Origin of the sequence: Streptomyces sp. TSRI0107 (assembly GCF_001905845.1) — a bacterium.
GTDB lineage: Bacteria > Actinomycetota > Actinomycetes > Streptomycetales > Streptomycetaceae > Streptomyces.
In genome coordinates, this window is sequence record NZ_LIVZ01000010.1 from 315,653 (window position 1) to 340,351 (window position 24,699).

23 protein-coding genes are annotated in these 24,699 nt (G+C 72.4%); 14 read left to right on the plus strand and 9 right to left on the minus strand.

Annotated elements, in window-relative coordinates:
- Positions 1-29: 29 nt before the first annotated feature.
- Positions 30-701 carry a response regulator transcription factor gene (locus tag AMK31_RS27345; protein WP_073943377.1) on the plus strand — a complete coding sequence of 224 codons (672 nt, stop codon included), beginning with the start codon at positions 30-32 and terminating at the stop codon, positions 699-701.
- Positions 702-755: 54 nt separating this feature from the next.
- Here AMK31_RS27345 and AMK31_RS27350 read toward each other — a convergent pair whose 3' ends face one another.
- On the minus strand, positions 756-1,859 hold the full coding sequence (locus AMK31_RS27350) for a DUF5937 family protein (RefSeq protein ID WP_073943310.1): 1,104 nt from the start codon (positions 1,857-1,859) through the stop codon (positions 756-758).
- A 162-nt stretch (positions 1,860-2,021) separates the two neighbouring features.
- Here AMK31_RS27350 and AMK31_RS27355 point away from each other — a divergent pair, with 162 nt between their 5' ends.
- Positions 2,022-2,231, plus strand: a complete 210-nt coding sequence (locus tag AMK31_RS27355; RefSeq protein WP_073943311.1) for a hypothetical protein — start codon at positions 2,022-2,024, stop codon at positions 2,229-2,231.
- Between the two features lie 46 nt (positions 2,232-2,277).
- Here AMK31_RS27355 and AMK31_RS27360 read toward each other — a convergent pair whose 3' ends face one another.
- Positions 2,278-3,519, minus strand: a complete 1,242-nt coding sequence (locus AMK31_RS27360) for a threonine aldolase family protein (protein WP_073943312.1) — start codon at positions 3,517-3,519, stop codon at positions 2,278-2,280.
- Between the two features lie 219 nt (positions 3,520-3,738).
- On the opposite strand from AMK31_RS27360, the gene AMK31_RS27365 reads away from it, so the two are divergent.
- The 10 genes from AMK31_RS27365 to AMK31_RS27410 all read left to right on the plus strand — a co-directional run bounded on the left by AMK31_RS27365 (position 3,739) and on the right by AMK31_RS27410 (position 12,304).
- Entirely contained in the window at positions 3,739-4,671 is a 933-nt protein-coding gene (locus AMK31_RS27365; protein WP_073943313.1) for a Rossmann-like and DUF2520 domain-containing protein, read from the plus strand.
- Complete coding sequence (gene panC, locus AMK31_RS27370; RefSeq protein WP_079186944.1) at positions 4,668-5,678, plus strand: pantoate--beta-alanine ligase; 1,011 nt, start codon at positions 4,668-4,670, stop codon at positions 5,676-5,678. The genes AMK31_RS27365 and panC overlap by 4 nt, the downstream gene beginning before the upstream one ends.
- Complete coding sequence (locus tag AMK31_RS27375; protein WP_073943314.1) at positions 5,675-7,405, plus strand: L-aspartate oxidase; 1,731 nt, start codon at positions 5,675-5,677, stop codon at positions 7,403-7,405. The genes panC and AMK31_RS27375 overlap by 4 nt, the downstream gene beginning before the upstream one ends.
- A 5-nt stretch (positions 7,406-7,410) precedes the next feature.
- A complete protein-coding gene (nadC, locus tag AMK31_RS27380; protein WP_073943315.1) occupies positions 7,411-8,397 on the plus strand; it encodes a carboxylating nicotinate-nucleotide diphosphorylase in 987 nt (328 codons plus the stop codon).
- Between the two features lie 17 nt (positions 8,398-8,414).
- Positions 8,415-9,212, plus strand: coding sequence for a type III pantothenate kinase (locus AMK31_RS27385; RefSeq protein WP_073943316.1), 798 nt, complete (start codon positions 8,415-8,417; stop codon positions 9,210-9,212).
- 526 nt (positions 9,213-9,738) lie between these two features.
- Positions 9,739-10,374 carry a hypothetical protein gene (locus tag AMK31_RS27390; protein ID WP_073943317.1) on the plus strand — a complete coding sequence of 212 codons (636 nt, stop codon included), beginning with the start codon at positions 9,739-9,741 and terminating at the stop codon, positions 10,372-10,374.
- A 46-nt stretch (positions 10,375-10,420) separates the two neighbouring features.
- Positions 10,421-10,606, plus strand: coding sequence for a hypothetical protein (locus tag AMK31_RS27395; protein ID WP_073943318.1), 186 nt, complete (start codon positions 10,421-10,423; stop codon positions 10,604-10,606).
- 140 nt (positions 10,607-10,746) lie between these two features.
- A complete protein-coding gene (locus AMK31_RS27400; RefSeq protein ID WP_073943319.1) occupies positions 10,747-11,187 on the plus strand; it encodes a BlaI/MecI/CopY family transcriptional regulator in 441 nt (146 codons plus the stop codon).
- A gap of 9 nt (positions 11,188-11,196) precedes the next feature.
- Positions 11,197-11,745, plus strand: coding sequence for an amino-acid N-acetyltransferase (locus AMK31_RS27405; RefSeq protein WP_073943320.1), 549 nt, complete (start codon positions 11,197-11,199; stop codon positions 11,743-11,745).
- Between the two features lie 223 nt (positions 11,746-11,968).
- Positions 11,969-12,304, plus strand: coding sequence for a histone-like nucleoid-structuring protein Lsr2 (locus AMK31_RS27410; RefSeq protein WP_073943321.1), 336 nt, complete (start codon positions 11,969-11,971; stop codon positions 12,302-12,304).
- Here the strand turns inward: AMK31_RS27410 and AMK31_RS27415 are convergent.
- On the minus strand, positions 12,283-12,933 hold the full coding sequence (locus AMK31_RS27415) for an SCO3374 family protein (protein WP_073943322.1): 651 nt from the start codon (positions 12,931-12,933) through the stop codon (positions 12,283-12,285). The genes AMK31_RS27410 and AMK31_RS27415 overlap by 22 nt on opposite strands.
- A 430-nt stretch (positions 12,934-13,363) precedes the next feature.
- Here AMK31_RS27415 and AMK31_RS27425 point away from each other — a divergent pair, with 430 nt between their 5' ends.
- Positions 13,364-15,892 (plus strand): ATP-dependent Clp protease ATP-binding subunit, encoded by a 2,529-nt coding sequence (locus tag AMK31_RS27425; RefSeq protein ID WP_073943324.1) that lies wholly within the window; start codon positions 13,364-13,366, stop codon positions 15,890-15,892.
- 64 nt (positions 15,893-15,956) lie between these two features.
- Here the strand turns inward: AMK31_RS27425 and AMK31_RS27430 are convergent, their stop codons facing one another.
- Complete coding sequence (locus AMK31_RS27430; RefSeq protein ID WP_073943325.1) at positions 15,957-16,592, minus strand: HAD family acid phosphatase; 636 nt, start codon at positions 16,590-16,592, stop codon at positions 15,957-15,959.
- A 139-nt stretch (positions 16,593-16,731) separates the two neighbouring features.
- Positions 16,732-19,878 carry an NACHT domain-containing protein gene (locus AMK31_RS27435; protein WP_073943326.1) on the minus strand — a complete coding sequence of 1,049 codons (3,147 nt, stop codon included), beginning with the start codon at positions 19,876-19,878 and terminating at the stop codon, positions 16,732-16,734.
- 384 nt (positions 19,879-20,262) lie between these two features.
- On the opposite strand from AMK31_RS27435, the gene AMK31_RS27440 reads away from it, so the two are divergent.
- Complete coding sequence (locus AMK31_RS27440; RefSeq protein WP_073943327.1) at positions 20,263-20,970, plus strand: M23 family metallopeptidase; 708 nt, start codon at positions 20,263-20,265, stop codon at positions 20,968-20,970.
- A gap of 110 nt (positions 20,971-21,080) precedes the next feature.
- Here AMK31_RS27440 and cseC read toward each other — a convergent pair whose 3' ends face one another.
- From cseC to AMK31_RS27460, 4 genes are read right to left on the minus strand one after another with little or no spacing between them, the layout of a single operon-like run.
- Positions 21,081-22,517, minus strand: a complete 1,437-nt coding sequence (cseC, locus tag AMK31_RS27445) for a two-component system sensor histidine kinase CseC (protein ID WP_073943328.1) — start codon at positions 22,515-22,517, stop codon at positions 21,081-21,083.
- An 18-nt stretch (positions 22,518-22,535) separates the two neighbouring features.
- Positions 22,536-23,240, minus strand: coding sequence for a two-component system response regulator CseB (cseB, locus tag AMK31_RS27450; RefSeq protein ID WP_073943329.1), 705 nt, complete (start codon positions 23,238-23,240; stop codon positions 22,536-22,538).
- A gap of 38 nt (positions 23,241-23,278) precedes the next feature.
- The gene (locus tag AMK31_RS27455) at positions 23,279-23,929 is read right to left on the minus strand and encodes a hypothetical protein (RefSeq protein WP_073943330.1); all 651 of its coding nucleotides are present in this window, start codon (positions 23,927-23,929) and stop codon (positions 23,279-23,281) included.
- Complete coding sequence (locus tag AMK31_RS27460; RefSeq protein ID WP_073943331.1) at positions 23,917-24,456, minus strand: SigE family RNA polymerase sigma factor; 540 nt, start codon at positions 24,454-24,456, stop codon at positions 23,917-23,919. Before AMK31_RS27460 ends, AMK31_RS27455 begins: the two co-directional genes overlap by 13 nt.
- Between the last annotated feature and the right edge of the window lie 243 nt (positions 24,457-24,699).

A 24,699-nucleotide genomic window follows, 5' to 3' on the forward strand; every position in this document is an offset into this window, starting at 1 on the left:
CAACGACCATGGACACGGAAGAGGCCCCGATGACGATCCGCGTGATGCTCGTCGACGACCAGGTGCTGCTGCGCACCGGGTTCCGGATGGTGCTCGCCGCCCAGCCGGACATGGAGGTCGTCGCGGAGGCCGGGGACGGCGTCGAGGCCCTTCAGGTGGTGCGCTCGACCGCCGTCGACGTCGTGCTGATGGACGTCCGCATGCCCAAGCTCGACGGCGTGGAGGCCACCCGGCGCATCTGCTCGGAGCCGAACCCGCCGAAGGTGCTGATCCTGACCACCTTCGACCTCGACGAGTACGCCTTCTCCGGGCTGAAGGCGGGCGCCTCCGGGTTCATGCTCAAGGACGTGCCGCCCGGCGAACTGCTCGCCGCGATCCGCTCGGTGCACAGCGGCGACGCCGTGGTCGCGCCCTCGACCACCCGGCGGCTGCTGGACCGGTTCGCGCCGATGCTGCCCAGCGCCGGCAAGGAGCCCCAGCACAAGGAGCTGGAACGGCTGACCGACCGGGAGCGCGAGGTCATGATGCTGGTGGCGCAGGGCCTGTCCAACGGCGAGATCGCCGCCCGGCTGGTGCTGTCCGAGGCGACCGTGAAGACGCACGTCGGACGCATCCTGACCAAGCTCGGGCTGCGGGACCGGGTGCAGGTCGTCGTCCTCGCGTACGAGACGGGACTGGTACGGGCCGGCGGACAAGGCTGACGGAGCCCGGGACGCGCTCGCCCGGGCCGGTCCCGGCACGGGCTCCCCACGCGGTCAGCGCAGGACGCCCTCGATGAAGTCGCTGCCCAGGCGGGCCACCGCCGACAGGTCCAGCTGGTGCTGCGCGTAACGGCCGCGGCGGCGCGTGGTGATCAGACCGGCCTTCTTCAGCACGCTCAGGTGCCGGGATATCTCGGGCGCCGACATGCCGTGCGCGTCGGCCAGCTCGCTGGTGGTGTGCGGGGCGCGGGCCAGATGACGGCACAGCCGCATCCGCACCGGGTGCGCCAGCGCGTCCAGCCGGCGGGTGAGCTGTTCGACGGACGGGGCCTGCGGCGCGGAACCGCTGACCGGGTAGGTGATCGCGGGCTGCCAGCCGTACCGGTGCAGCACCATCACATGCGGCCAGCCCAGGCTCGTCGGGACCAGGACCAGGCCGCCGTCCCCCGTGGCGGTGCGGCCCACGATCAGCTTGTCGACCGTGACGAGCCCGGCCTCCTCGTCCAGCGACACCGCCGACGACACCGCGGCCAGGGCGTCCCCGAGGCCCTTGTGGCGCAGCAGCTCCGTCTTGTGCCGGGCGTCGGCGGCCAGCTGCGGCTGGACCCGGGCCCAGACGTCCGCGAAGAACGCCTCGTCGCAGTCCAGCATCAGCTGACGGAACCAGGCGCGCACGGCCGGCGGGTCATCGAGCAGCCGCCGGGTGAACCGCTCCTGCACACAGCCCCGCGCGGCGGCCATGTCCAGTGCGCGCCGGCGCACGGTCTCGTCCTCCAGCGGGCCGGCGCTCTCGGTGTCGTAGCTGATCTGGCAGGTGAACTCCAGGGCCGCGTGCACGAACTGCTGGTCGGTCAGCTTGTCCAGCAGGTCCAGCTCCTCGGCGAGCGTGCCGCCCGGAAGGGTGTGCGTGCCGGGGAGGCCGGCGAAGGGCGCGAAGACGTCGGAGAACGTCGTGCGCCACAGGAAGTCCGCCTCGCACAGCCGGTCCGCGAGGCCCGGATCGAGCTGCGAGGAGACCGCCGTCGCCCAGCCCTGGAGCCCCGGGTGGTGTCCGGGCTCGGCGAGCGCGTGCAGGGCCATGCCGAGCTCGGCCAGCGGCGACGGCATGAAGGAGATCCGCTCCTGGGGCAGCCCGGTGATGTCGATGCTCACGCTCATGACCCCATGGTGCACCCGGCCACCGACAACGCCCCGTCGATTGACGGGAGCTGCCAATCGGCGGGACACGCCGCCCCGCCGGGCGCAGGCTGAGGACACCGGGGCAGCCGCGGAGCCTTCCGGAATCCCCTGTGTCCCGACGTCCCGAAGAGGCGAACCGTCATGAGCGTCACCCAGCAGTACCTCCTCGACACCTACCGAGCCCAGCGCCTCGGCGACACCGTCCCGCCGCAGCCCGGCGCCCACGACTGGCAGGTCGTCCGCGAGTGGCGCGACCGCCGCGAGTTCCGGGCCGTCCTCACGGGCCGTCCCGTCCACGGGCGGACGCGGCAGGCCCTAGGCAGGTGGCTGCGGCTGCGGCCGCGCTTCTAGGCTCGCCCTGGCGTTCAGGTGAGGGCCTGGGCGCCCACCCCGCCGTTCAGGTCAGGGCCTGGGCGCCCGCCCCGCCGGCGGCCTCCTCGGCCAGCCGTGCCGCGAAGTCCGCGACCGCGGACCGCACGTCGGCCGCCGTCCACTCCAGGCCGGTGGCGCGGACGTAGACCTCCGTCATGGCCAGGCCGGGGCCCTTCGCGTCCCAGGCGTTGGCGAAGAGGACCGTGCCGGTCTCCTCCGCCGCGCGCACCGCCGCCTCGGCGACCACGTCGGCGTCGTACGGCAGCCAGACCTGGAACTCGTTGGTGTGCGGCACCTCGGGGTGGACGCGCGACCACGGCAGCCCGGCGGCCGCGAAGCCCTCCCGCAGCGCGGCGGCCACCACGCGCGCGTGGGTCACGTACGCGGGCAGCCGGGGCAGTTCCCGCTCCAGGCCCACGAGTGCCGACAGCACGGTGGGGAACTGCTGGAAGACCGTGCCGCCGTAGCGGTGCCGCCAGGTCTTCGCCTCCTCCACCAGCGTCGCCGGGCCGGCCAGCGCGGCACCGCCGAAGCCGTCGAGGGACTTGTAGAACGAGACGTACACGCTGTCCGCGAGGCCCGCGATCTCCTCCAGGGGGCGGCCGAAGTGGACGGTGGACTCCCACAGGCGCGCGCCGTCGAAGTGCACCACCGCCTCGCGCTCGCGCGCCGCCGCCACGGTCTCGGTCAGCTCCTCCCAGGAGGGCAGCACGAAACCGGCGTCCCTGAGGGGCAGTTCCACCATCAGCGCGCCGAACGGTTCCGCGAGACCGCGTACCTCGTCGGCGGTCGGCAGCCGCGGCTCGCCGGTCACATGGACCGGACGCAACCCGGCGACCTGGCTGAACGCATGGCGTTCATGCACTTCGGGGTGGGCGAGCGGATGCAGGGCGACGGCCGTGTTCCCGGTGCGGCCCGCCCAGCAGCGCAGCGCCACCTGCTGCGCCATCGTGCCGGTCGGGAAGAACGCGGCGGCCTCGGTGCCGAGCAGCCCGGCGACCTTCTCCTCCAAGGCCTCGACCACGCCGTTGCCGTAGAGGTCGACCGGCTCGTCCAGGTCGTACACCTCGGTCCCGGTGTCCAGCAGCGCCAGGCGCTCGCGGAGGGTGAGCAGATAACTCGGGCGCGCGAGAATGCGCCGCGCGCTCCGGCTCGCGCCGAGGCGCCGCTCCCGGCGCCGCTTGCGCCGCTCTTCGTCCTGTTCGTCCGTCAGGGTGTCCTCGTCCGTCAGGATGTCCGGTGTGCCTCGGCCGGCCGTGTCGCTCATGGACGCGATGATCGCGCGCGGCGCCCCGCGCGGGCACGCGCTTTTCCCTCACGCGCCGTCCGGGAACCCCGAGTCCGCGGGGACCCTCGGCGCCCGTCCGAACGGCGGACGGAAACCCACAGCCTGTGGACAACCGAACGCCCCTCGAACCGATCGCGTTAACATGACGAGAAATCGTCCGGTACCCAGAGCGGACTGGAACGGGAAGGCCGCCGTCGCGTGAGTACAAGCCAACAGCCAGATCCCAGGGACCGCCCCGCGCGGCTCACCGTCGGCGTCGTCGGCGCCGGCCGCGTGGGCCCCGCGCTCGCCGCGTCCCTCCAGCTCGCCGGGCACCGCCCGGTGGCCGTCTCCGCGGTCTCCGACGCCTCCCGGCGCCGGGCCGCGACGCTGCTGCCCGACGTACCGGTGGTGCCGCCCGCCGAGGTGCTGGAGCGCTCCGACCTGGTGCTGCTGACCGTCCCCGACGACACCCTGCCCGGCCTGGTGACCGGCCTCGCCGAGACCGGCGCCGTCCGGCCGGGCCAGCTCCTCGTCCACACCTCCGGACGCTACGGCGCGAAGGTCCTGGACCCCGCCCTCCGCGCGGGCGCCCTCCCGCTGGCCCTGCACCCGGCGATGACCTTCACCGGCACCCCCGTGGACGTCCAGCGGCTCGCCGGCTGCTCCTTCGGCGTCACCGCCCCCGACGAACTGCGCCTCGCGGCGGAGGCCCTCGTCATCGAGATGGGCGGCGAACCCGAGTGGATCGCCGAGCGGAACCGGCCGCTCTACCACGCGGCCCTCGCCCTCGGCGCCAACCACCTGGTCACCCTCGTCGCCCAGTCCATGGAACTGCTGCGCACGGCCGGCGTGGAGGCCCCCGACCGGATGCTCGGCCCGCTGCTCGGCGCCGCCCTCGACAACGCCCTGCGCTCCGGCGACGCCGCCCTGACCGGCCCCGTCGCGCGCGGGGACGCGGGCACCGTCGCCGCGCACGTCGCCGAGCTGCGCGCGCACGCCCCGCAGACCGTCGCCGGCTACCTGGCGATGGCCCGCGCCACCGCCGACCGGGCCCTCGCCCACGGCCTGCTGAAGCCGGAACTCGCCGAAGACCTGCTGGGTGTGCTCGCCGACGGCGCGGCCCTGCCCGAGAACGGGGAAGACCAATGAGCCGCGACTTCGAACTCGTCCCCACCCTGGACGACCTCCGCTACGCCCTGGACCACTTCTCGGTGCCCGGCCGCACCGCCGTCGTGATGACCATGGGCGCGCTGCACGAGGGGCACGCCACGCTGATCCGGGCCGCGCGGGAGCGCGTGGGACGCGACGGCTACGTCGTCGTCACCGTCTTCGTGAACCCCCTCCAGTTCGGCGCAGGCGAGGACCTGGACCGCTATCCGCGCACCCTGGAAGCCGACCTGAAGACCGCCGAGCAGGCCGGCGCGGACATCGTGTTCGCCCCGTCCGTCGACGAGGTCTATCCGGCGGGCAAGCCCGAGATCACCCTCCGCGCGGGAGCCATGGGAGAGCGCCTGGAGGGCGCCTCCCGCCCCGGCCACTTCGACGGCATGCTCACCGTCGTCGCCAAGCTGCTCCACCTCACCCGCCCCGATGTCGCGTTCTTCGGGCAGAAGGACGCCCAGCAGCTCGCCCTGATCCGGCGCATGGTGCGGGACCTGAACTTCGGCGTGGAGATCGTCGGCGTGCCGACCGTCCGCGAGGAGGACGGCCTGGCCCTGTCCAGCCGCAACCGCTACCTCGCCCCCCAGGAGCGGCGCACCGCCCTCGCGCTGTCCCGCGCCCTGTTCGCGGCACAGGACCGGCACGTGGCACTGGAGGCACTGCGCGCGCGTGCCCGGGAAGTGCCCTCCACGCGGGCGCGCGCCGAGGCGCTGAGCGCCATAGGGGAGTCCCGCGCGGCCGCCGACGCGCACGCCGTCGCCAAGGCCGCCCCCGGCGGCCCGGCGGAGGTCCGCGCGGCGGCCCGGCTCGTCCTCGACGAGGCCGCCCGCCTCGACCCGCCGCTCGCCCTGGACTACCTCGCCCTGGTCGACCCCTCCGACTTCACGGAGGTCCCGGACGACTACACCGGCGAGGCCGTCCTCGCCGTCGCGGCCCGGGTCGGCGCGACCCGGCTGATCGACAACGTCACCCTCACCTTCGGAGCCGCCTCGTGACCAGCACAGGCATACGACTGCACGCGCCCGCTCCGGGCTGGTCCATCGACGCGGACGTGGTGGTCGTCGGCTCCGGCGTCGCCGGCCTGACCGCGGCCCTGCGCTGCGAGGCCGCCGGCCTGAACACGGTCGTCGTCACCAAGGCCCGCCTCGACGACGGCTCCACCCGCTGGGCGCAGGGCGGCATCGCCGCGGCCCTCGGCGAGGGCGACACCCCGGAGCAGCACCTCGACGACACCCTGGTGGCGGGCGCGGGCCTGTGCGACGAGGAGGCGGTACGGATCCTCGTCACCGAGGGCCCCGACGCCGTACGCCGGCTCATCGAGACCGGCGCCCAGTTCGACGAGTCCTCCGAAGGCGGCCTCGCGCTCACCCGTGAGGGCGGCCACCACCGCCGCCGCATCGCCCACGCGGGCGGTGACGCGACCGGCGCGGAGATCTCCCGCGCGCTGGTGGAGGCGGTCCGCGCGCGGGGCGTGCGCACCATCGAGAACGCCCTCGTGCTGGACCTGCTGGCGGACGCCGACGGCCGTACCGCGGGCGTGACCCTGCACGTGATGGGGGAGGGCCAGCACGACGGTGTGGGCGCCGTGCACGCCCCCGCGGTGGTGCTCGCCACCGGCGGCATGGGCCAGGTCTTCTCCGCCACCACCAACCCCTCGGTCTCCACCGGCGACGGCGTGGCCCTCGCGCTCCGCGCGGGCGCCGAGGTGAGCGACCTGGAGTTCGTCCAGTTCCACCCGACCGTGCTGTTCCTCGGCCCCGACGCGGAGGGCCAGCAGCCCCTGGTCTCCGAGGCGGTCCGCGGCGAGGGCGCCCACCTGGTCGACGCCGACGGCGTGCGCTTCATGGCCGGCCAGCACGAGCTGGGCGAGCTCGCGCCCCGCGACATCGTCGCCAAGGGCATCACGCGGCGGATGCAGGAGCAGGACGCCGAGCACATGTTCCTCGACGCCCGGCACTTCGGCGCCGAGATGTGGGAGCAGCGCTTCCCGACGATCCTCGCCGCCTGCCGCGCCAACGGCATCGACCCCGTCCGGGAGCCCATCCCGGTCGCCCCGGCCGCCCACTACGCCTCCGGCGGCATCCGCACCGACTCCCACGGCCGGACCACCGTCCCCGGCCTGTACGCGTGCGGCGAGGTCGCCTGCACGGGCGTGCACGGCGCCAACCGGCTCGCCTCGAACAGCCTCCTCGAAGGCCTGGTCTACGCCGAGCGCATCGCCGCCGACATCGCGGCGGCCCACGCCGAGAGCGGCCTCCACGCGCGCGTGCCCGAGCCGGTGCCCTACCCGGAGGTGCCCGCCCACCCGCTGCTCGCCCCCGAGGCCCGCTTCACCATCCAGCGGATCATGACCGAGGGCGCGGGCGTGCTGCGCTCCGCCGACTCCCTCACCCAGGCCGCCGACCGGCTCCAGCAGCTGCACGCCGAGGCCCGGGACGCGCTCACCGAGAACGGCAAGACCGCCGAGCCCGGCGTCGACACCTGGGAGGCCACCAACCTGCTGTGCGTGGCCCGCGTCCTGGTCGCCGCCGCCCGGCTGCGCGACGAGACCCGCGGCTGCCACTGGCGCGAGGACCACGCCGACCGCGACGACACCGCGTGGCGCCGCCACATCGTCGTACGGCTGAATCCGGACCGCACGCTCGCCGTGCGCACCACGGACACCCCAGACTTTCCCCCGACCCGGCCGAACCCTCCGGCGCACCGTCCCCAGGAGCAGTGAGAGCAGTGAGCACCCCCGACCTTCCCCTTGCCGGCAACGGCAACGGCGGCTGCGGCGACGGCTGCGCCTGCGGCGCGGACACCGACGGCGACGCCTACCTGGAGTGCGGCCTCGACCCCGCGCTCGCCCAGCTGCTGGCCGACGCAGGCCTCGACCCCGTGGAGGTCGAGGACATCGCCAACGTCGCCATCCAGGAGGACCTGGCGGGCGGCGTGGACGTGACGACGGTCGCGACCATCCCCGAGGACGCCGTGGCCACCGCCGACTTCGTCGCCCGCGAGGCGGGCGTCGTGGCCGGCCTGCGGATCGCCGAGGCGGTCGTGTCGATCGTCTGCGAGGACGAGTTCGAGGTGGACCGCCACGTCGAGGACGGCGACCGCGTGGAGGCGGGCCAGAAGCTCCTCTCCGTCACCACCCGCACCCGCGACCTCCTCACCGCCGAGCGCAGCGCCCTGAACCTGCTGTGCCGCCTCTCCGGCATCGCCACGGCCACGCGCGCGTGGGCGGACGTTCTGGAGGGTACGAAGGCACGCGTGCGTGACACCCGTAAGACGACCCCCGGTCTGCGCTCGCTGGAGAAGTTCGCGGTCCGCTGCGGCGGTGGCGTGAACCACCGCATGTCGCTCTCCGACGCGGCCCTCGTCAAGGACAACCACGTGGTCGCCGCGGGCGGCGTCGCCCCGGCCTTCCAGGCGGTCCGCGAACGCTTCCCCGACGTGCCCATCGAGGTCGAGGTCGACACGCTGCACCAGCTGCGCGAGGTCGTCGACGCGGGCGCCGACCTGATCCTGCTGGACAACTTCACGCCGGGCGAGTGCGCGGAGGCGGTGGCCCTCGTGCACGGCCGCGCGGCGCTGGAGGCCTCCGGCCGGCTCACCCTCGAGAACGCCAAGGCGTACGCGGACACGGGCGTCGACTACCTCGCCGTGGGGGCCCTGACCCACTCCTCGCGGATCCTGGACATCGGCCTGGACCTGCGAGCGGCGGAGTAGGGGGACGGGGACCGGCCATGCTGCTGACGATCGACGTAGGCAACACGCACACCGTGCTCGGACTGTTCGACGGTGAGGACATCGTCGAACACTGGCGCATCTCCACCGACGCCCGCCGCACCGCCGACGAGATGGCGGTGCTGCTCCAGGGCCTGATGGGCATGCACCCGCTCCTCGGGGAGGAACTGGGCGACGGCATCGACGGCATCGCGATCTGCGCGACCGTGCCGTCCGTCCTGCACGAGCTGCGCGAGGTGACCCGCCGCTACTACGGCGACGTCCCCGCCGTCCTCGTCGAACCCGGTGTCAAGACGGGCGTGCCGATCCTCACCGACAACCCCAAGGAGGTCGGCGCGGACCGCATCATCAACGCGGTCGCCGCGGTCGAGCTCTACGGCGGCCCCGCGATCGTCGTGGACTTCGGTACGGCGACGACGTTCGACGCGGTGTCCGCGCGGGGCGAGTACGTCGGCGGCGTCATCGCCCCCGGCATCGAGATCTCCGTCGAGGCGCTCGGCGTCAAGGGCGCCCAGCTCCGCAAGATCGAGGTGGCCCGGCCGCGCAGCGTCATCGGCAAGAACACGGTCGAGGCGATGCAGGCGGGCATCGTCTACGGCTTCGCCGGCCAGGTCGACGGCGTCGTCAACCGCATGGCCCGCGAACTCGCCGACGACCCCGACGACGTCACGGTCATCGCGACGGGCGGCCTGGCACCCATGGTCCTGGGCGAGTCATCGGTGATCGACGAGCACGAACCGTGGCTGACACTGATCGGCCTCCGCCTGGTCTACGAGCGGAACGTGGCGCGCATGTAGCACGACCCGGCTCGGGCTGGGCGCGGTTGCCCGGAGCGGGGCTGACGGACAGCGCCGGCGCGCGGCGACGGCACCAGCCCGCAGCCGCGTCGGCTCCGGGGCGCCGGGAAGGCCTGACCGCCCCCGCCACAGGCGTGTGCGTCGGCCGCGGTGCGGCGGGGCGCGACGACCCGCAGCCGCACCGCCGCAGCCGCCCACGCCCGCGCAGTGCACCCGGCACGCCCGGCCGGCAGCAAGTCGGCGCAGCCACGCCCGCCCGTAGCCACCCCGCCCCAGGTGCCTGCGTCCGCCGCCGTGCACCCCGGACGTCCCGCCCGCCACCGGCGCGATCGTCACCGCAACGGACCCCCGAGGGCCGGCCCGGTGACGCTGGCCGGCCCAGCCCAGCCCAGCCCAGGCCGCGCCCCCGCACCCCGACACGCGCATACGGGTGGCTCCCCCACGCCACACCCATTCGCTATGCGAAGTTTGTCCGATTAGCGCGTATCGTCGCCGCATGCCCACGCCATACGGATCCCGCGGCGGCATGGCGTTCGGCGTGGAGGAGCTGCGTGTGCTCCGCCGCGCCCTCGCCCTCGCCCTTCACCCCGGCCAGGCCCGCGCCGAGGACGTCCAGGACTGTCTTCGCCTGGCCGACTCGCTCGACGAGGCGATGCGCGAGGGTGCCCGCCTGCGGGCCTTCCTCGTGGCCGACCTCGCCCGCTACCGCGCCGCCCTCCCCGGCGCCGCGGCCGGCTACCTCCCGCTGCTGGAGGAGGCCCTGAGTGCCGGCCACCGACCCACCCCCGACGACCTCGCGGCGCTGCGCGCCCTGCGCGGCAACCCGGCGGCGGCGGCCCTCCTCGACCACTGCCAGGCCCTCGCCGAGCAGGACGTCCGTGCCCGCCTCGCCGGCCGTGCGCCGGAGGCCGCGCGGGCCAACCCCCTCGTCCCGGTGTCCCGCACCCGCCTCCTCGCCATTCCCGGCGGCCGCGGCGCCGACGAGCGGCCCGCGGGGCAGCCGGAGCGGAAGCCCGCGGAGAAGCCCGCCGGGCCGGCGCCCTCGCCGTCCGCCCCGCAGTCCCCGTCCCGCCGCCCGATCCCGACCCCGGGCGAGGTCTTCCCCCGCCGCAAGCCGCCCCAGGACCCCGCGAACCCCCCGCGGCAGCTGGCCGTCGGCTGAGGCCCCCCGCCCCGGGTCCGCGTTCCCCCACGATTACCCTGGAGCCATGGACTACGTCTCCGCGCTTCTGCCCCCGGTGGTCATGGCCGTGTTCTTCATCAGCGTGATCAGGGTGATCGTGAAGACCCAGGGCGGGGCCAACAAGGCCAAGGAGGACGCGGCCGTCGACGCGGCGCTCGCCCGCGCGGAGGCTGCCCGCCAGCCCTCCGCGTCGCCCTCCACGGAGGCCTGAGCCGCCCGCTCACCCCACTGCTCCACCATTCGCCCGCGCACACGCGCGGGCGTCCTTTTTGCTCCTGTTTGCAGGGGAAGGGCCAGTCCGGCACGCCAATGCCGGGATCTCCCACTATTGTTCAAACTGTGCCTCGCCCATTGGGAGAACTCGAAGACGCGGTCATGACGCGGGTGTGGAAGTGGAACCGCCCGGTGACCGTTCGAGAAGTCCTGGAAGACCTTCAGCGGGAACGGTCCATCGCCTACACCACGGTGATGACCGTTTTGGACAATCTCCATCAGAAGGGCTGGGTCCGCCGTGAGGCGGAAGGCCGCGCCTATCGATATGAGGCGGTCTCCACCCGCGCCGCCTACGCCGCCGCCCTGATGAACGACGCCTGGTCGCAGAGCGACAACCCCGCCGCCGCACTCGTCGCCTTCTTCGGCATGATGAGCGAGGAACAGCGACATGCCCTCCGGGACGCCGTACGGATCGTCCAGGGCCCGGAAACACCCGAACCGGAACCGGAGCGGCGGCGAGAAGAACCGGACGCCGCACCCGACAACCCCGGCTCGGCGCCGGAGCGCGGCGGGCGATAGCGTCCGCACATGTCAGCAGAGAGCCCATCCGCCGAGAACCCCGAAGTCAGCGCTAAAGCCCTCACCGTCCGCCGGGCCCGGACCAGCGATGTCCCGGCCGTCCGCCGACTCCTTGACGCGTACGTCCGGCACGGCATCCTGCTCGACAAAGCGATGGTGACCCTTTACGAGGACATCCAGGAGTTCTGGGTCGCGGAACGTGACGACAACGCCGAGGTGGTCGGCTGTGGCGCACTGCACGTGATGTGGGAAGACCTCGCGGAAGTCCGCACTCTCGCGGTGAAGCCCGGCCTGAAGGGCGCCGGCGTCGGCCACCAGTTGCTGGAGAAGTTGCTGCAGACCGCGCGCTGGCTCGGCGTTCGCCGGGTTTTCTGCCTCACCTTCGAAGTGGACTTCTTCGGCAGGCACGGCTTCGTGGAGATCGGCGAGACACCGGTCGACACCGATGTCTACGCGGAGCTGATGCGTTCCTATGACGAGGGCGTCGCGGAGTTCCTGGGTCTCGAACGAGTGAAACCGAACACCTTGGGCAACAGCCGGATGCTTCTGCATCTGTGATCGACGTTATTCCGCCGCGGTGACCCTGCCCGGGTGCCCTATGTCCGAAACGCGTACGTTTCCGGGCCGGAGGCGGGCTGTAGGTCTCTCCCAGGGGTTTGTGTTTTTCCAGCAAAAGCGGTTTGCTTTCCGACGTACTGCAGTACTGCATATAACAGGGGGCGGCGAAACGGCGGGACGCCGCGGACCCCAGGTCCTCACGTTATCGATGAAAGGAAATCCGGTGGCACAGAAGGTTCAGGTCCTTCTTGTCGACGACCTCGACGGCGGCGAGGCGGACGAGACGGTGACGTTCGCACTGGACGGTAAGACGTACGAGATCGATCTGACGACTGCCAATGCGGACAAGCTTCGCGGCCTTCTCGAGCCCTATGTGAAGGGTGGTCGTCGTACCGGGGGCCGCGCTTCGGGCGGGCGTGGAAAGGCGCGGGCCGCTTCCGGCGGCAGCCAGGACACCGCCGCGATCCGTGCCTGGGCGAAGGAGAACGGTTACGAGGTCAACGACCGCGGCCGTGTTCCGGCGACCATTCGCGAGGCCTACGAGAAGGTCAACGGCTGAGCGCACGCGTGCAGCCGGATCCGGTGGCACTGGGTCGCCACCGTGTCCACGACCCGTACGAGATCGGGGGCGCCCCCACCGCCCCCCAGCGCCGACAGCGTCGGCAGCGAGGCCTCGACCTCGCGCACCGGCCCGGGGGGCCGCACCCACACGGCGGCCCCCTGCACAGAGCCGACGCCGCCGACGGTGACCGGCGGCCCACCCTCCCCCCACCGCGCGGTCACCGGCGGACCACCGGGTGACCACTCCGCGCCCATGTCCGGCGCATCCGTCAGCGCCCCCTCGCGGAGGACCGTGAGGTCCAGCTCCAGCGAGCCCCACTCCAGCCAGTCGAGCAGCCCCGGCAGCTCCTGCGCACTGCCCGGGGCCATCAGGATCCGCATCCGGTCCCCCTGGGCGGCCACCGGAGAGGCGGGGGCGAGATGCCGCAGCGCGGCGCGCCCCGCGGGGGCGGGGACGTCCAGGACGTCGAAGCGCGGGCCCACGACCAGCCGAAGCGGCCTGCCGGGCACTGTGGGCCACCCCAGATCGTTCTCGTACCAGGCCCGGAGCCGATCGCTCGGGACGGGCGGCCGACGGGGGACCGGCAGGGCGACGGGGGGAGGGAGCTGTGGGGGTGCGCCGACCATGCCCAGCGCAACCGCCGAAACGCCTCCGAGGTTACGGTGCGTGCTCAAACAATCCCGAAGAGTGTCGGATCGGGGGGCGTGCGGGGGCACGGGGAGGCGCAAGGTTGTTCGCCCGTAGCGGAGGGAAAGGGTGCGCGCGGCATGGACTGTCAGTGCGGGCGGGTAAGACATCCCTAGTGGGAGGGGGCGACACGCAGGCAAGGCCGTCTCGCGTTCGCCATCGGCGTACTGATGGTGAGGGTAACTGCCTGGCCTGCGGGAACATCGTCTCGCACCATCGGGTTGGAGCAGATGTCGGCGTTCGGGGTCAGGAGGCCAAGGACGGTGTCGGCAGTTGGAATGAGCGGTCCCCGCTTGCGGGACTAAGCTGCGGAAGGACAGGGAGGGGAAGTTCCCCTTACTGCCTGACCGCTCTGAGGAGCGATTAACGATGTTCGAGAGGTTCACCGACCGCGCGCGGCGGGTTGTCGTCCTGGCTCAGGAAGAAGCCCGGATGCTCAACCACAACTACATCGGCACCGAGCACATCCTCCTGGGCCTGATCCACGAGGGTGAGGGTGTCGCCGCCAAGGCCCTTGAGAGCCTCGGGATTTCGCTCGAGGCGGTCCGCCAGCAGGTGGAGGAGATCATCGGCCAGGGCCAGCAGGCGCCCTCGGGCCACATCCCCTTCACCCCCCGTGCCAAGAAGGTCCTGGAGCTGTCGCTCCGCGAGGCCCTTCAGCTGGGCCACAACTACATCGGCACGGAGCACATCCTGCTCGGCCTGATCCGCGAGGGAGAGGGCGTCGCCGCCCAGGTCCTCGTCAAGCTGGGCGCAGATCTCAACCGGGTGCGGCAGCAGGTCATCCAGCTGCTCTCCGGTTACTCCGGGGGCAAGGAGGCCGCCACCGCCGGCGGTCCCGCCGAGGGCACTCCCTCCACGTCCCTGGTCCTCGACCAGTTCGGCCGGAACCTCACCCAGGCCGCTCGTGAGTCCAAGCTCGACCCGGTCATCGGGCGCGAGAAGGAGATCGAGCGGGTCATGCAGGTGCTGTCCCGCCGTACCAAGAACAACCCGGTCCTGATCGGTGAGCCCGGCGTCGGCAAGACCGCCGTCGTCGAGGGCCTCGCCCAGGCCATCGTCAAGGGCGAGGTGCCCGAGACCCTCAAGGACAAGCACCTCTACACCCTGGACCTCGGCGCGCTGGTCGCCGGCTCCCGCTACCGCGGTGACTTCGAGGAGCGCCTGAAGAAGGTGCTCAAGGAGATCCGCACCCGCGGCGACATCATCCTGTTCATCGACGAGCTGCACACGCTGGTCGGTGCGGGTGCCGCCGAGGGCGCCATCGACGCCGCTTCCATCCTGAAGCCGATGCTGGCCCGCGGTGAGCTGCAGACCATCGGTGCGACCACGCTGGACGAGTACCGCAAGCACCTGGAGAAGGACGCGGCCCTCGAGCGCCGCTTCCAGCCCATCCAGGTCGCGGAGCCGTCGCTGCCGCACACGATCGAGATCCTCAAGGGTCTGCGCGACCGGTACGAGGCCCACCACCGCGTCTCCATCACCGACGAGGCGCTGGTCCAGGCCGCCACCCTGGCCGACCGGTACATCTCGGACCGCTTCCTGCCGGACAAGGCGATCGACCTGATCGACGAGGCCGGTTCCCGGATGCGCATCCGCCGGATGACCGCGCCGCCGGACCTGCGCGAGTTCGACGAGAAGATCGCCGCCGTGCGCCGGGACAAGGAGTCCGCGATCGACTCGCAGGACTTCGAGAAGGCCGCCTCCCTCCGCGACAAGGAGAAGCAGCTCCTGGCCGCCAAGGCCAAGCGGGAGAAGGAGTGGAAGGCCGGCGACATGGACGTCGTCGCCGAGGTCGACGGCGAGCTGATCGCCGAGGTGCTGGCCACGGCCACGGGCATCCCGGTCTTCAAGCTCACCGAGGAGGAGTCCAGCCGCCTGCTCCGCATGGAGGAGGAGCTGCACAAGCGGGTCATCGGCCAGGACGACGCCGTCAAGGCGCTGTCCAAGGCGATCCGCCGTACGCGCGCCGGTCTGAAGGACCCGAAGCGTCCGGGTGGCTCGTTCATCTTCGCCGGTCCGTCCGGTGTCGGTAAGACCGAGCTGTCCAAGGCGCTCGCCGAGTTCCTGTTCGGTGACGAGGACGCGCTGATCTCCCTCGACATGTCGGAGTTCAGCGAGAAGCACACGGTGTCGCGGCTCTTCGGTTCGCCCCCCGGCTACGTGGGTTACGAAGAGGGCGGCCAGCTGACCGAGAAGGTCCGCCGCAAGCCGTTCTCCGTCGTCCTCTTCGACGAGGTCGAGAAGGCCCACCCGGACATCTTCAACTCGCTGCTGCAGATCCTGGAGGACGGTCGCCTGACCGACTCCCAGGGCCGGGTCGTGGACTTCAAGAACACGGTCATCATCATGACGACCAACCTCGGCACCCGGGACATCTCCAAGGGCTTCAACCTGGGCTTCGCCGCCGCGGGCGACACGAAGACCAACTACGAGCGCATGAAGAACAAGGTGTCGGACGAGCTGAAGCAGCACTTCCGCCCCGAGTTCCTCAACCGCGTCGACGACGTGGTGGTCTTCCCGCAGCTGACGCAGAACGACATCCTGCGGATCGTCGACCTGATGATCGGCAAGGTGGACGAGCGTCTGAAGGACCGGGACATGGGCATCGAGCTCTCCCAGTCCGCCAAGGAGCTGCTGTCCAAGAAGGGCTACGACCCCGTGCTGGGCGCCCGGCCGCTGCGCCGGACCATCCAGCGCGAGATCGAGGACACGCTGTCGGAGAAGATCCTCTTCGGCGAGCTGCGCCCCGGTCACATCGTGGTCGTGGACACCGAGGGCGAGGGTGAGTCCCAGACCTTCACCTTCCGCGGTGAGGAGAAGTCCGCGCTGCCGGACGTCCCGCCGATCGAGCAGGCGGCCGGCGGTGCCGGGCCGAACCTGAGCAAGGACGCGTAAGCGCCACGGCATGTGAAAGGGCCGGTGCCTCCCGGGGCACCGGCCCTTTCACATGCCCGCGGTGTTACGACAGCTGTCCGTCGTAGTCCGGCAGCTTGTACGCCTTCTCGGCGTGGCCGCCCGACAGGTCGGTGGTGTTGTTGCCGATGTTGGCGATGATCGTGTAGCCCTTCGACTCGATGGCGGCCCGCTGGGCCGTCTTGTAGTCGGCGACGTTCTTGAAGAGGTCGAGGAAGCCGCGGACGTGCAGCCCGGCGACCTCGTAGCCGACCTTCTCCAGGTTGTACTCGGTGGGCGCGTAGATGACGCCCGGCCGGGCCGTCACGAAGAAGAGCGCGACGCCGTGCTGCTGGGCGTACTCGGCGACGTCGAGGACCGGCTGGTTGGCCGGCTGCGGGTAGCTGAAGCCGAAGTCGGTCTCCAGGGTGGTGTTGTCGATGTCGAAGACGATCGCCTGCTTCTCGCCCGGCTTCTGCTGGGCGATCCGCTGCTTGAGGTACGGCAGTGCCTGGTCCATCACGGCCTGGCAGTCCTTCTGCCAGGTGGCGTAGTCGACGTCCGCCGCGGCGGTGGCGGTCGCGGTGGCGACCGTGGTGGTCGTGGTACCGGTCGCGGCCTCGGCGGGGGCGGCGACGGTCACGAGGGCGGCCGCGGCGACGGCAAGGGTGGCCGTACGGCGGATCCCGGCTCTGCTCGTCATGGGTGTGGGGGTCCTCTCACATCGGTGCTGCCACGTGTCGTGTGCATGTTCGTAGGTGAGGGTGACGCGAGGAGAACCGTAGGGTTACCGGACGGTAGGTGGCTAGAGGTGTGCGCGGACGAACATGGGAGCACGTGCCTCACACCACCGCGCGGACCCTCAGCACGCTGGGCGTGCCGGGCAGCTGGGCGAGGACGTCGTCCGGGATCTCGGAGACGTCCGGCGCCGGGACGATCACAACCGTGCGCAGGCCGGGGAACAGCTCCGGGACGCGGGACAGGTCCTCGCTGCCGTGGAAGTCGTTCAGCCGCAGGCTCGTCACACCGGGCAGCGGCGGGCCCTGCCAGCCGACGACCCGCCAGTTGATCCGCAGGTCCGTCAGCTCGGGCAGCCGGGCGATCTCCTCGTAGTCCCGCGGGGCGAGCTCGCCGTACAGCGAGGCGAGGCTCAGCTGCCGCAGCGAGCGGAACCGGTGCAGGCCGCGCAGCCCGGTGTGCCACAGCGCCTTCTTGGTGAACCGCAGATAGCGCAGCGGAAGGCCGGGCGGGATCGCCTCGTCGAGGCTGTCGGCCTCCAGCGGCACCCCCAGGTCGAGCTGGTCGAGCGTCCGTGATCCGGCGAGGACGGCCAGCGCGCCCGGCCGTTCCAGGCCCGGCAGCAGGTCCAGCGACAGCCAGGACAGCGGCAGCCCGGCGAGCGGCGCGAGGTCGTCCACGTACGGGCATCTGCTCAGGTCGAGGTAGCTCAGCCGGTGCAGGCCGGCGAGGCAGTTCAGGTCCCGCAGCTCGTCGTTGCCCCGGATGACCAGCTCCTTCGTGCGCTCCGGAACAAGCCCCTCCGCGATCGCGTCCGCCGGGATGTCCCCGGCCAGCTGGAGTGCCCGGCGCCCGCCCAGCTCGCGCAGGAAGCGCAGCTGGTCGGCGGAGTGAGCGGCGAAGAACAGCCCGTACTCGTTCAGGTGCACGATGACCTCCTCCCCGTACCGCCGCACCGGGAAGCGGTGCCAGGTCCAGGTGAGCTGGGCCCGTACGTCCAGGCGGGGGTGGTCGCGGAACCTGGCCAGCACCGGAAGCGCCGCGTCCGTACCGATCAGCGACGCCGTGACGACGACCGCCCGCGCCTCCTCCGCGCTCAGTCCGTCCGGCCCGGGCAGCAGCTCCAGGGCGAGCGGCCCGGCCTCGGCCAGGGCCCGCGCCTCCTGGGTGGTGCGGGGCGGGATCAGTACGGCGGCCCGCCGCTCGACCTCGGCGCGGACCCGGGGGTCGAGTTCCGTGGCGTGCTCCAGCGAGGCCAGCGCCAGCAGGCGTACCCGGGTGCTCGCGGCCCCCTCCAGCCGGTCCGCCGTCTCGGTCAGGCCGCGCAGCAGCTCGGCGCGTTCCCGGGGCCGGGCGTGGGCGACGGCCATACGGATCACGTCCGCCCACTGCTCGTCCGCCGCGCCCCGCACGAGCAGCCCGAAATCGCCGTCCTCCACGGCGGCCCGCGCGCCGAGGTAGTCCTGGAAGGTGCGGTGCACGAACTCCACGGTCCCGGCGGACGGTTCGCGCAGCAGGCCGCTGCGCAGCAGCAGATGGCCGAGGATCCGCTCGGCGTCGCCCTGCGCGGCGGCGGCCGGGAGGGCGGGGAGGACGTCGGCGACGATACGGACGGCGCGTGCGCGGTCCATCTCGGACTGGTTGTTGCGGATCAGCCAGTAGGCGAGGCGCTGGAGGAGCTGGATCTGCGGCAGCTCGGTGAGGTGGACGCCCTCACCGGGGGTGATCATGTCGCGTTCCTCGTCCCGGCGGGCGAGCAGCATCGACAGCGCGGCGTCGTACAGCTCCTGGCGGCCGTGCGGGAGGTAGCCGCGCCGGTCGCGGTGGAGGGCGCAGATCAGACCGCACATCAGCGGGTTGGTGGCGAGGCGGCCGAGGTCGGGCTTGGTGCGGACGGCGTCGAGGAGGGAGCGCTCGTAGCCGTCGAGGACCTCCGGGTCGCGGGCGCCGGCCCGCGCGGCGGTGTGCCAGCGGGTGACGAAGGCGGCCACGTCGTCGTCGCTCATGGGGCTGAGGGCGAGTTCCGTGAAGCCGTCGGCGGCGAGCCAGTCCGTGCGGACGGCGGAGGGCCGGGAGGTGACCAGCCACCAGTTGCCGGGATAGACGTCCAGCAGGTCGCGCAGCCAGCGCCGGGTGCGTTCGCGTTCGCGCTCGGGGATCTCGTCGATGCCGTCGACGAGCAGCAGCCCGCGGCCGTCGCGCAGGACCCGGTCGGCCCAGCCGTCCGGCTGGGTGTCGTGGAAGGGGACGCGTACGGCGGCCAGGAAGGCGCCGGGCGCGGGCAGACCGTCGGGACGGCGGACCAGGGTGCGCAGCGGGAGCACGAACGGGATCCGGCCGCCGGGGACGTCCGGGTCCGGGTCGTCGCGTTCGCCGCGGGCCGTGCTGACCGCGAGCCACTGCACCAGCGTGGTCTTTCCGGAGCCGGCCACTCCGCGCAGCAGCACCCGGTCGTGCTCGGCGAGCGCCCGGTCGGCGGGCAGGGCGGTGGCGGCGGCGACGGGCTGCTCGTCCGGGTCGCCCACGGGCTCGTCCGCGGCGTCGGGGTGCAGGGCCGTCAGGCTCAGATAGGCCGCGTCCAGGGGCCAGCGGTCGGGGGAGTCGACCAGGTCGATGCCGTAGATCGTGAGGTGGGCGTGGTGGGTGGCGACGTAGGCGAGGTAGCGCTGTTCGAAGGCCGAGTCGGGGCCGTCGGGCGGCGGGGTGCGGGCGATCAGCGTGTCGACCTTGGTCAGCAGCTCGCGCTGGCGGCGGGTCTGCTCGACCAGGGTGCGCGGTACGAAGGCCGAGCGCTGGGTGAAGAAGTGCAGGATGTGCAGGCAGGCGGTGGTGAGCAGCCGGTCGAGGAAGAGGCTCGCGTCGCGGGAGAGGTGGCGGGCCGGGTCGCCGGCGGCGGCGCGCAGCCGGGCGGCCAGGGCCTCGGGGCCCAGTTCGACGGCCTGGACGTCGGTCATGGTGAGGTCGCCGAGGGCGTACAGGGTGTCGGCGAGGGCGTGTACGACGGCCTGCTCCTCGTCGGCGGGCAGGGGCCGCTCGCCGCTCCCGAGGGCCTGCCGGACCAGCTCGGCGGCGAGCCGTGCGACGTCCGTCCGGCCGAGCCGCCGCTTCTCGCCCCGGAACGAGACGCGGCCGGAGATCCGCACCGGCCGGTCGACGAGCCCGGCGCCCGGCCCCTCCGTAACGAAGAGCTTTCGTATGAGCGGCGTCACAACGCCGGTCGCCAGCCTGACCCCGATGGCGGTCGGTTCCACCCCGGCCTCCCCCGAAAACCGTCGACACCCCGTCTGACCAGCAGCGTAGCGCCCGTCACATTCCAGGGTCCGTGGATCTCGTCCTCCGGTGACATGCCGCACAGGCGATTTGTCCGGTACTAGCCGGAATAGTGGATACGCCGATCCGGACAAAAAGGGACTTACGCCCCTGAACCCTTTGGCGGCAATCGACCTTATGCGGTGTTTCGTCCCGAATGAGGGCTCTGTCAAGAGTCATGAGGTTTCAGGGTCAATTACTAGCTTGGGTCGTAGAAGGGGGGTTTGAGGCTTTGCGGAGCCGCGGGTTACCAAGGACTGGCCATCCGGAGCCGATGCCCAGTGCGCCGGGTGGTTCTCTCTGTCCCCGACCTTCCGAGGTAGCGAATGTCCCCGCGTGTCACGTCCCGTTCTTCCCGTACGGCCCTGCTCCGCACCCGCGCGGCCGTCCTGGCCGCCGGCCTGGGTGCCTCGGCTGTGCTGGGGGCCGGGGTCGCGGCCGCCGCCACCCCCACCGCCACGACCGCCGCCACCACCGCCGTCTCCGGCTCCGCCCACGCCGTCCAGGCGCAGGCCGCCGCCCAGGCGAAGGCCGCCGAGCTGGCCAAGAAGGCGGCGACCGCGAAGGCGGCGCAGGCCAAGCAGGCCAAGCCGGCCGCCGCCAAGAAGAAGGCCGCTTCCTGGGTCGCCCCGGTGAAGGGCTACACCAAGACCGCCAGCTTCGCCCAGAACGGCGCCCGCTGGCAGTCCACCCACAGCGGCCAGGACTTCGCCGTGCCGGTCGGCACCAAGGTCGTCGCCGCCCACGGTGGCACCGTCGTCAAGGCCGGCGGCAACGGCGCCGGTGACGGTCCCGCGTACGGCAACGCCATCGTCATCAAGCACGGCAACGGCTCGTACTCCCAGTACGCCCACCTGTCCAAGGTGAACGTGCGCATCGGCCAGGTCGTCGCGGCCGGCCAGCAGATCGCCCTGTCCGGCAACACCGGCAACTCCAGCGGTCCGCACCTGCACTTCGAGATCCGCACCACCCCGAACTACGGCACGGCCGTCGACCCGATCGCCTTCCTCCGCGGTCAGGGCCTCTCCCTCTGACGCCACACCGGCTGACCTCCACGACCCCGGGCGCACCCCAGCGCCCGGGGTCGTTGGTCACCCCCGCTGCAAGGCCCGCACCGGCCTCACCCGCTCGGCGCCCCGGGGCGTCACCCCTCCGACGGCAGCGGCAGCATCGGATAGCTGCCCGTGTTCGTCGGCGCGTGCTCCGGCAGCCACAGCACCGCGACCGCGCCCTCGGCGGGCACGTGCTCGGGCGCACCCGGCGGCCGGACGTTGCGGAAGGTCAGCCGGGCGCCCAGCACCCGCGCCTGACCCGCGGCGATGGTCAGCCCCAGACCGTGGCCGCGCCCGGCGCGGTCCTTGCTGCCGGTGCGGAACCGGCTCGGCCCCTCGGCGAGCAGGTCCTCGGGGAAACCCGGCCCGTGGTCGCGGACCCGGATGACCCGGCCCTCGACGGTCACCTCGACCGGCGGCCGGCCGTGCCGGGCCGCGTTGGCGAGCAGGTTGAACAGCACCCGCTCCAGGCGCCGCGGGTCGGTGGTGACCTCCGACTCGTGCACCACCCGCATCAGGATGTCCGGGTCCTTCGCCGCCACCCGCCGGGCGACGAACTCGCCCAGCATGATGTCCTGCAGCTCGGCCCGCTCGGACGCGCCGTCCAGCCGGGCCACCTCCAGGACGTCCTCGACCAGCGTGCGCATGGCCTTCGCCCGGTCCAGCACCAGCTCGGTCGGGCGGCCCGGCGGCAGCAGTTCGGCGGCGGTGAGCAGCCCGGTCACCGGGGTGCGCAGCTCGTGCGCGATGTCGGCGGTGACCCGCCGCTCGGCCTCCAGCCGCTGCCGGAGCGCGTCCGCCATCGCGTCCACGGCCCGCGCGAGATCGTCCGTCTCGTCCCGGACGACCCCGCCGATCGCCTCCCGCACCCGTACGTCCGTCTCGCCCTTGGCGACCCGGTTCGCGGCGGCCGCCGCCTTGCGCAGCCGGCCCGACAGCTGCCCGCCGATCAGCACACCGAGCGCGCTGCCGCCGAGGACGACCGCGATGGAGCCGATGACGAGCGCCTGGTCGAGGTCGTTGAGGATGTCGGTGCTGCGCTCGGTCAGTCCGGTGTGCAGGGACAGCACATGCCCGTCGGCCAGCGGTACGGCGGCCCATATGTCCGGCGTGCCGCCGGGGCTGTCGGCCACGTACGTCGCCCGGCGCCCCGCGTCCACCTTCGCCCGCAGCTCGGCCGGCAGGTTCGGGTCGTCGATCTTGACGTTGGCGAAGTTGGCCCGGTTGGACAGGTCGAAGGTGTGCTGGGCGATCTGCACGTCCGCGAGGTCGCGCTGGGCGATCTGGATGCGCTCGTCCGCGAGGTTGCGCGCGTTGTCGAGCATCGAGACCCGGGCGGCGTTGTGCACCACCAGGCTCAGCGCCACCGCGACCAGCGCGCCGACCAGCGCGATCGCCGCGCTCAGCTTCCAGCGCAGACCGGTGCGCAGCCCCGAGTCGCCGAGCCGCGCGACACCTGCGTCCAGCCTCCCGCCGAGGCGCGCGCGGACGCCGCCGCGCCCCGCGGCGAGGCGTGTGATCCCCCGCATGACGTCGACCGCCCCCGCTCAGGCCTTCAGCTTGTAACCGAAGCCGCGGACCGTCTCGATCCGGTCCTGGCCGATCTTGTGTCGCAGCCGCTGCACATGGACGTCGACGACCCGGGTGTCCCCGCCCCAGCCGTAGTCCCAGACCCGCTCCAGCAGCTTGTCCCGCGACAGCACGGTGCCCGGCGCGGCGGAGAACTCCAGCAGCAGCCGCATCTCGGTCGGGGTCAGCCCCACCGGCTGCCCGGCCCGGCGCACCTCCATGCCCTCGGTGTCGACCTCCAGCTCGCCGAAGGTCAGCACCCCGCCGGACGCCGCGGCACCCGGCTCCTCGCCCCGGTCGCCGCCGCTCGCGTGGCCGAAGCGGCGCAGCACCGCGCGGATCCGGGCGACCAGCACGGCCCCGTCGAACGGCTTGGTCACGTAGTCGTCGGCGCCCGCCTCCAGTCCGAGGACGACGTCGATGGCGTCGGCCCGCGCGGACAGCATGATCACCGGCACGGTCGACTCGTCGCGGATCCGGCGGCACAGGCTGACCCCGTCGAGGCCCGGCACCATCACGTCGAGCAGGGCGATGTCGGGGCGGTTCGCGCGGAACGCCTCCAGACCGGACAACCCGTCGGGCATGGCTGTGACCGCGAAGCCGTCCCGCTCCAGGGCGAGCTGGGTGGCCTCGCGGATGACGTCGTCGTCCTCGACGAACAGGACGTGGGTCTGGTCTGCCATCCGGATGCTCCGTCGATGCTGATCAGTGGCTGCTGGGGTCAGTTGCTCTCGGGCGCCGGGGCGGGCTCTCCCTCCCCGACGGCGCCGCCGTACTCGTTGTGCGCGCGGTACTCCTCGGCGAAGCGGCTCCCCGCCCAGCGGTAGGTGATCACCACTTCGCCGGAGGGGTTCGAGACGGGGTCGCCCTCGTCGTAGACCTGCTTGGTCACCACCAGATCGCCGCGGTCGATCTCCGCGTACACCGGGGACTCCTCGGCCCCGAAGACATTCTCGTACCGCCCGTCCACGCGGTGGTACACGTACGACCCGACCCCGACCGCGTCACCGCAGGTCAGGACATTGACCACGAGGTCGTCCGCGGAGCCGCCGGTCAGGTCGCCGTACGACACGTCGACCGGGTACTCGTCGGGCACGCACGGCTTCAGCTCGCGCTTGACCGCCGCCGAGACCCGCGGATCGCTGCGCACCAGCCGGACCGCGTCCATCCTGTCCGGGGTGGCGGAGGGCGACGGCTGGGCCGACGGCGCGCCCGCCCCCACTCCGACGTGCGCCGGTCCCTCGTCCCGCGCCCCGGTGCCGCCGGTGGCGCAGGCGGTCAGGAACAGGCCGAGGGCGGCGAGTAAGACCGCCGCCTTGCTCACCGCCTGGAAGCTCTGATCACTCGATCCCGCGCCGGTCAGGCCGCGCACCGCTCCCGCTCCTCACGCTCCAGCGCGCGTGCGTCCAGATCGCGGGCCTCCAGCTCCTCGCGGAGCCGGGCGAGCGCCCGGTGCAGCGTGCTCTTGACCGTTCCGGCCGACATACCGAGGGCGGCGGCCGTCTCCTCCGTGGACATCTGCTCCCAGTGTCGCAGCACGACCACGCTCCGCTGCTTCGGGGCGAGCACCTTCAGGACGTCCATCAGCAGGGCGCGGTCCGCGTGCTGCTCGGTGGAGTCGTCGACCGAGGCGTCCGGCAGCTGCTCGGTCGGCACCTCCTCCAGCTTCCGCGCCCGCCACCACTCGGTCCGCGTGTTGATCATGACTCGGCGCAGGTAGGCGTCCGCCAGCCGCTTGTCCGCGATGCCGTCCCAGCGGCCGTACGTCCGGGCCAGCGCCGTCTGCAGCAGGTCCTGCGCGTCGACCGGGTCCGGGACCAGGCGCCGGGCGCTGCGCAGCAGCGCGTCCTGCCGGGTGCGGACGTACTCCTCGAACTCGAGCACCTCGCCCTGCGCCATGATCAACCGCCTCCGAATTCCCCGTTGTTCCGTGCTCTGTGCCGCCCCTGTCGGGCACGGCAATGAAGCTACGGAGGCGTTGTCACGGGGCTGTCCGAAGCAGCCTGCGGCTATCAATCGGCTGTCCGTCGGTTGTGTAACGAAAGTAGGAACGGGGTAAAGCGACCGCCCTGTTGGTTCGGGTACGGGGTGATTTGGCCCGTTGTTCTCGGCGCCCCTCTCTGTCGCGATCCCCGTGCCGGC

Excerpts from the sequence above, each read along its gene's own strand:
- AMK31_RS27350 (WP_073943310.1), bottom strand. The coding sequence starts at position 1,859 with ATGAGCGTGAGCATCGACATCACCGGGCTGCCCCAGGAGCGGATCTCC.
- cseB (WP_073943329.1), bottom strand. The coding sequence starts at position 23,240 with ATGGCAGACCAGACCCACGTCCTGTTCGTCGAGGACGACGACGTCATC.
- AMK31_RS27390 (WP_073943317.1), top strand. The coding sequence starts at position 9,739 with ATGGCGTTCGGCGTGGAGGAGCTGCGTGTGCTCCGCCGCGCCCTCGCC.
- AMK31_RS27460 (WP_073943331.1), bottom strand. The coding sequence starts at position 24,456 with ATGGCGCAGGGCGAGGTGCTCGAGTTCGAGGAGTACGTCCGCACCCGG.
- AMK31_RS27405 (WP_073943320.1), top strand. The coding sequence starts at position 11,197 with ATGTCAGCAGAGAGCCCATCCGCCGAGAACCCCGAAGTCAGCGCTAAA.
- AMK31_RS27415 (WP_073943322.1), bottom strand. The coding sequence starts at position 12,933 with ATGGTCGGCGCACCCCCACAGCTCCCTCCCCCCGTCGCCCTGCCGGTC.
- panC (WP_079186944.1), top strand. The coding sequence starts at position 4,668 with ATGAGCCGCGACTTCGAACTCGTCCCCACCCTGGACGACCTCCGCTAC.
- AMK31_RS27425 (WP_073943324.1), top strand. The coding sequence starts at position 13,364 with ATGTTCGAGAGGTTCACCGACCGCGCGCGGCGGGTTGTCGTCCTGGCT.
- AMK31_RS27395 (WP_073943318.1), top strand. The coding sequence starts at position 10,421 with ATGGACTACGTCTCCGCGCTTCTGCCCCCGGTGGTCATGGCCGTGTTC.
- AMK31_RS27345 (WP_073943377.1), top strand. The coding sequence starts at position 30 with ATGACGATCCGCGTGATGCTCGTCGACGACCAGGTGCTGCTGCGCACC.
- AMK31_RS27360 (WP_073943312.1), bottom strand. The coding sequence starts at position 3,519 with ATGAGCGACACGGCCGGCCGAGGCACACCGGACATCCTGACGGACGAG.
- AMK31_RS27430 (WP_073943325.1), bottom strand. The coding sequence starts at position 16,592 with ATGACGAGCAGAGCCGGGATCCGCCGTACGGCCACCCTTGCCGTCGCC.
- AMK31_RS27440 (WP_073943327.1), top strand. The coding sequence starts at position 20,263 with ATGTCCCCGCGTGTCACGTCCCGTTCTTCCCGTACGGCCCTGCTCCGC.
- AMK31_RS27355 (WP_073943311.1), top strand. The coding sequence starts at position 2,022 with ATGAGCGTCACCCAGCAGTACCTCCTCGACACCTACCGAGCCCAGCGC.
- cseC (WP_073943328.1), bottom strand. The coding sequence starts at position 22,517 with ATGCGGGGGATCACACGCCTCGCCGCGGGGCGCGGCGGCGTCCGCGCG.
- AMK31_RS27385 (WP_073943316.1), top strand. The coding sequence starts at position 8,415 with ATGCTGCTGACGATCGACGTAGGCAACACGCACACCGTGCTCGGACTG.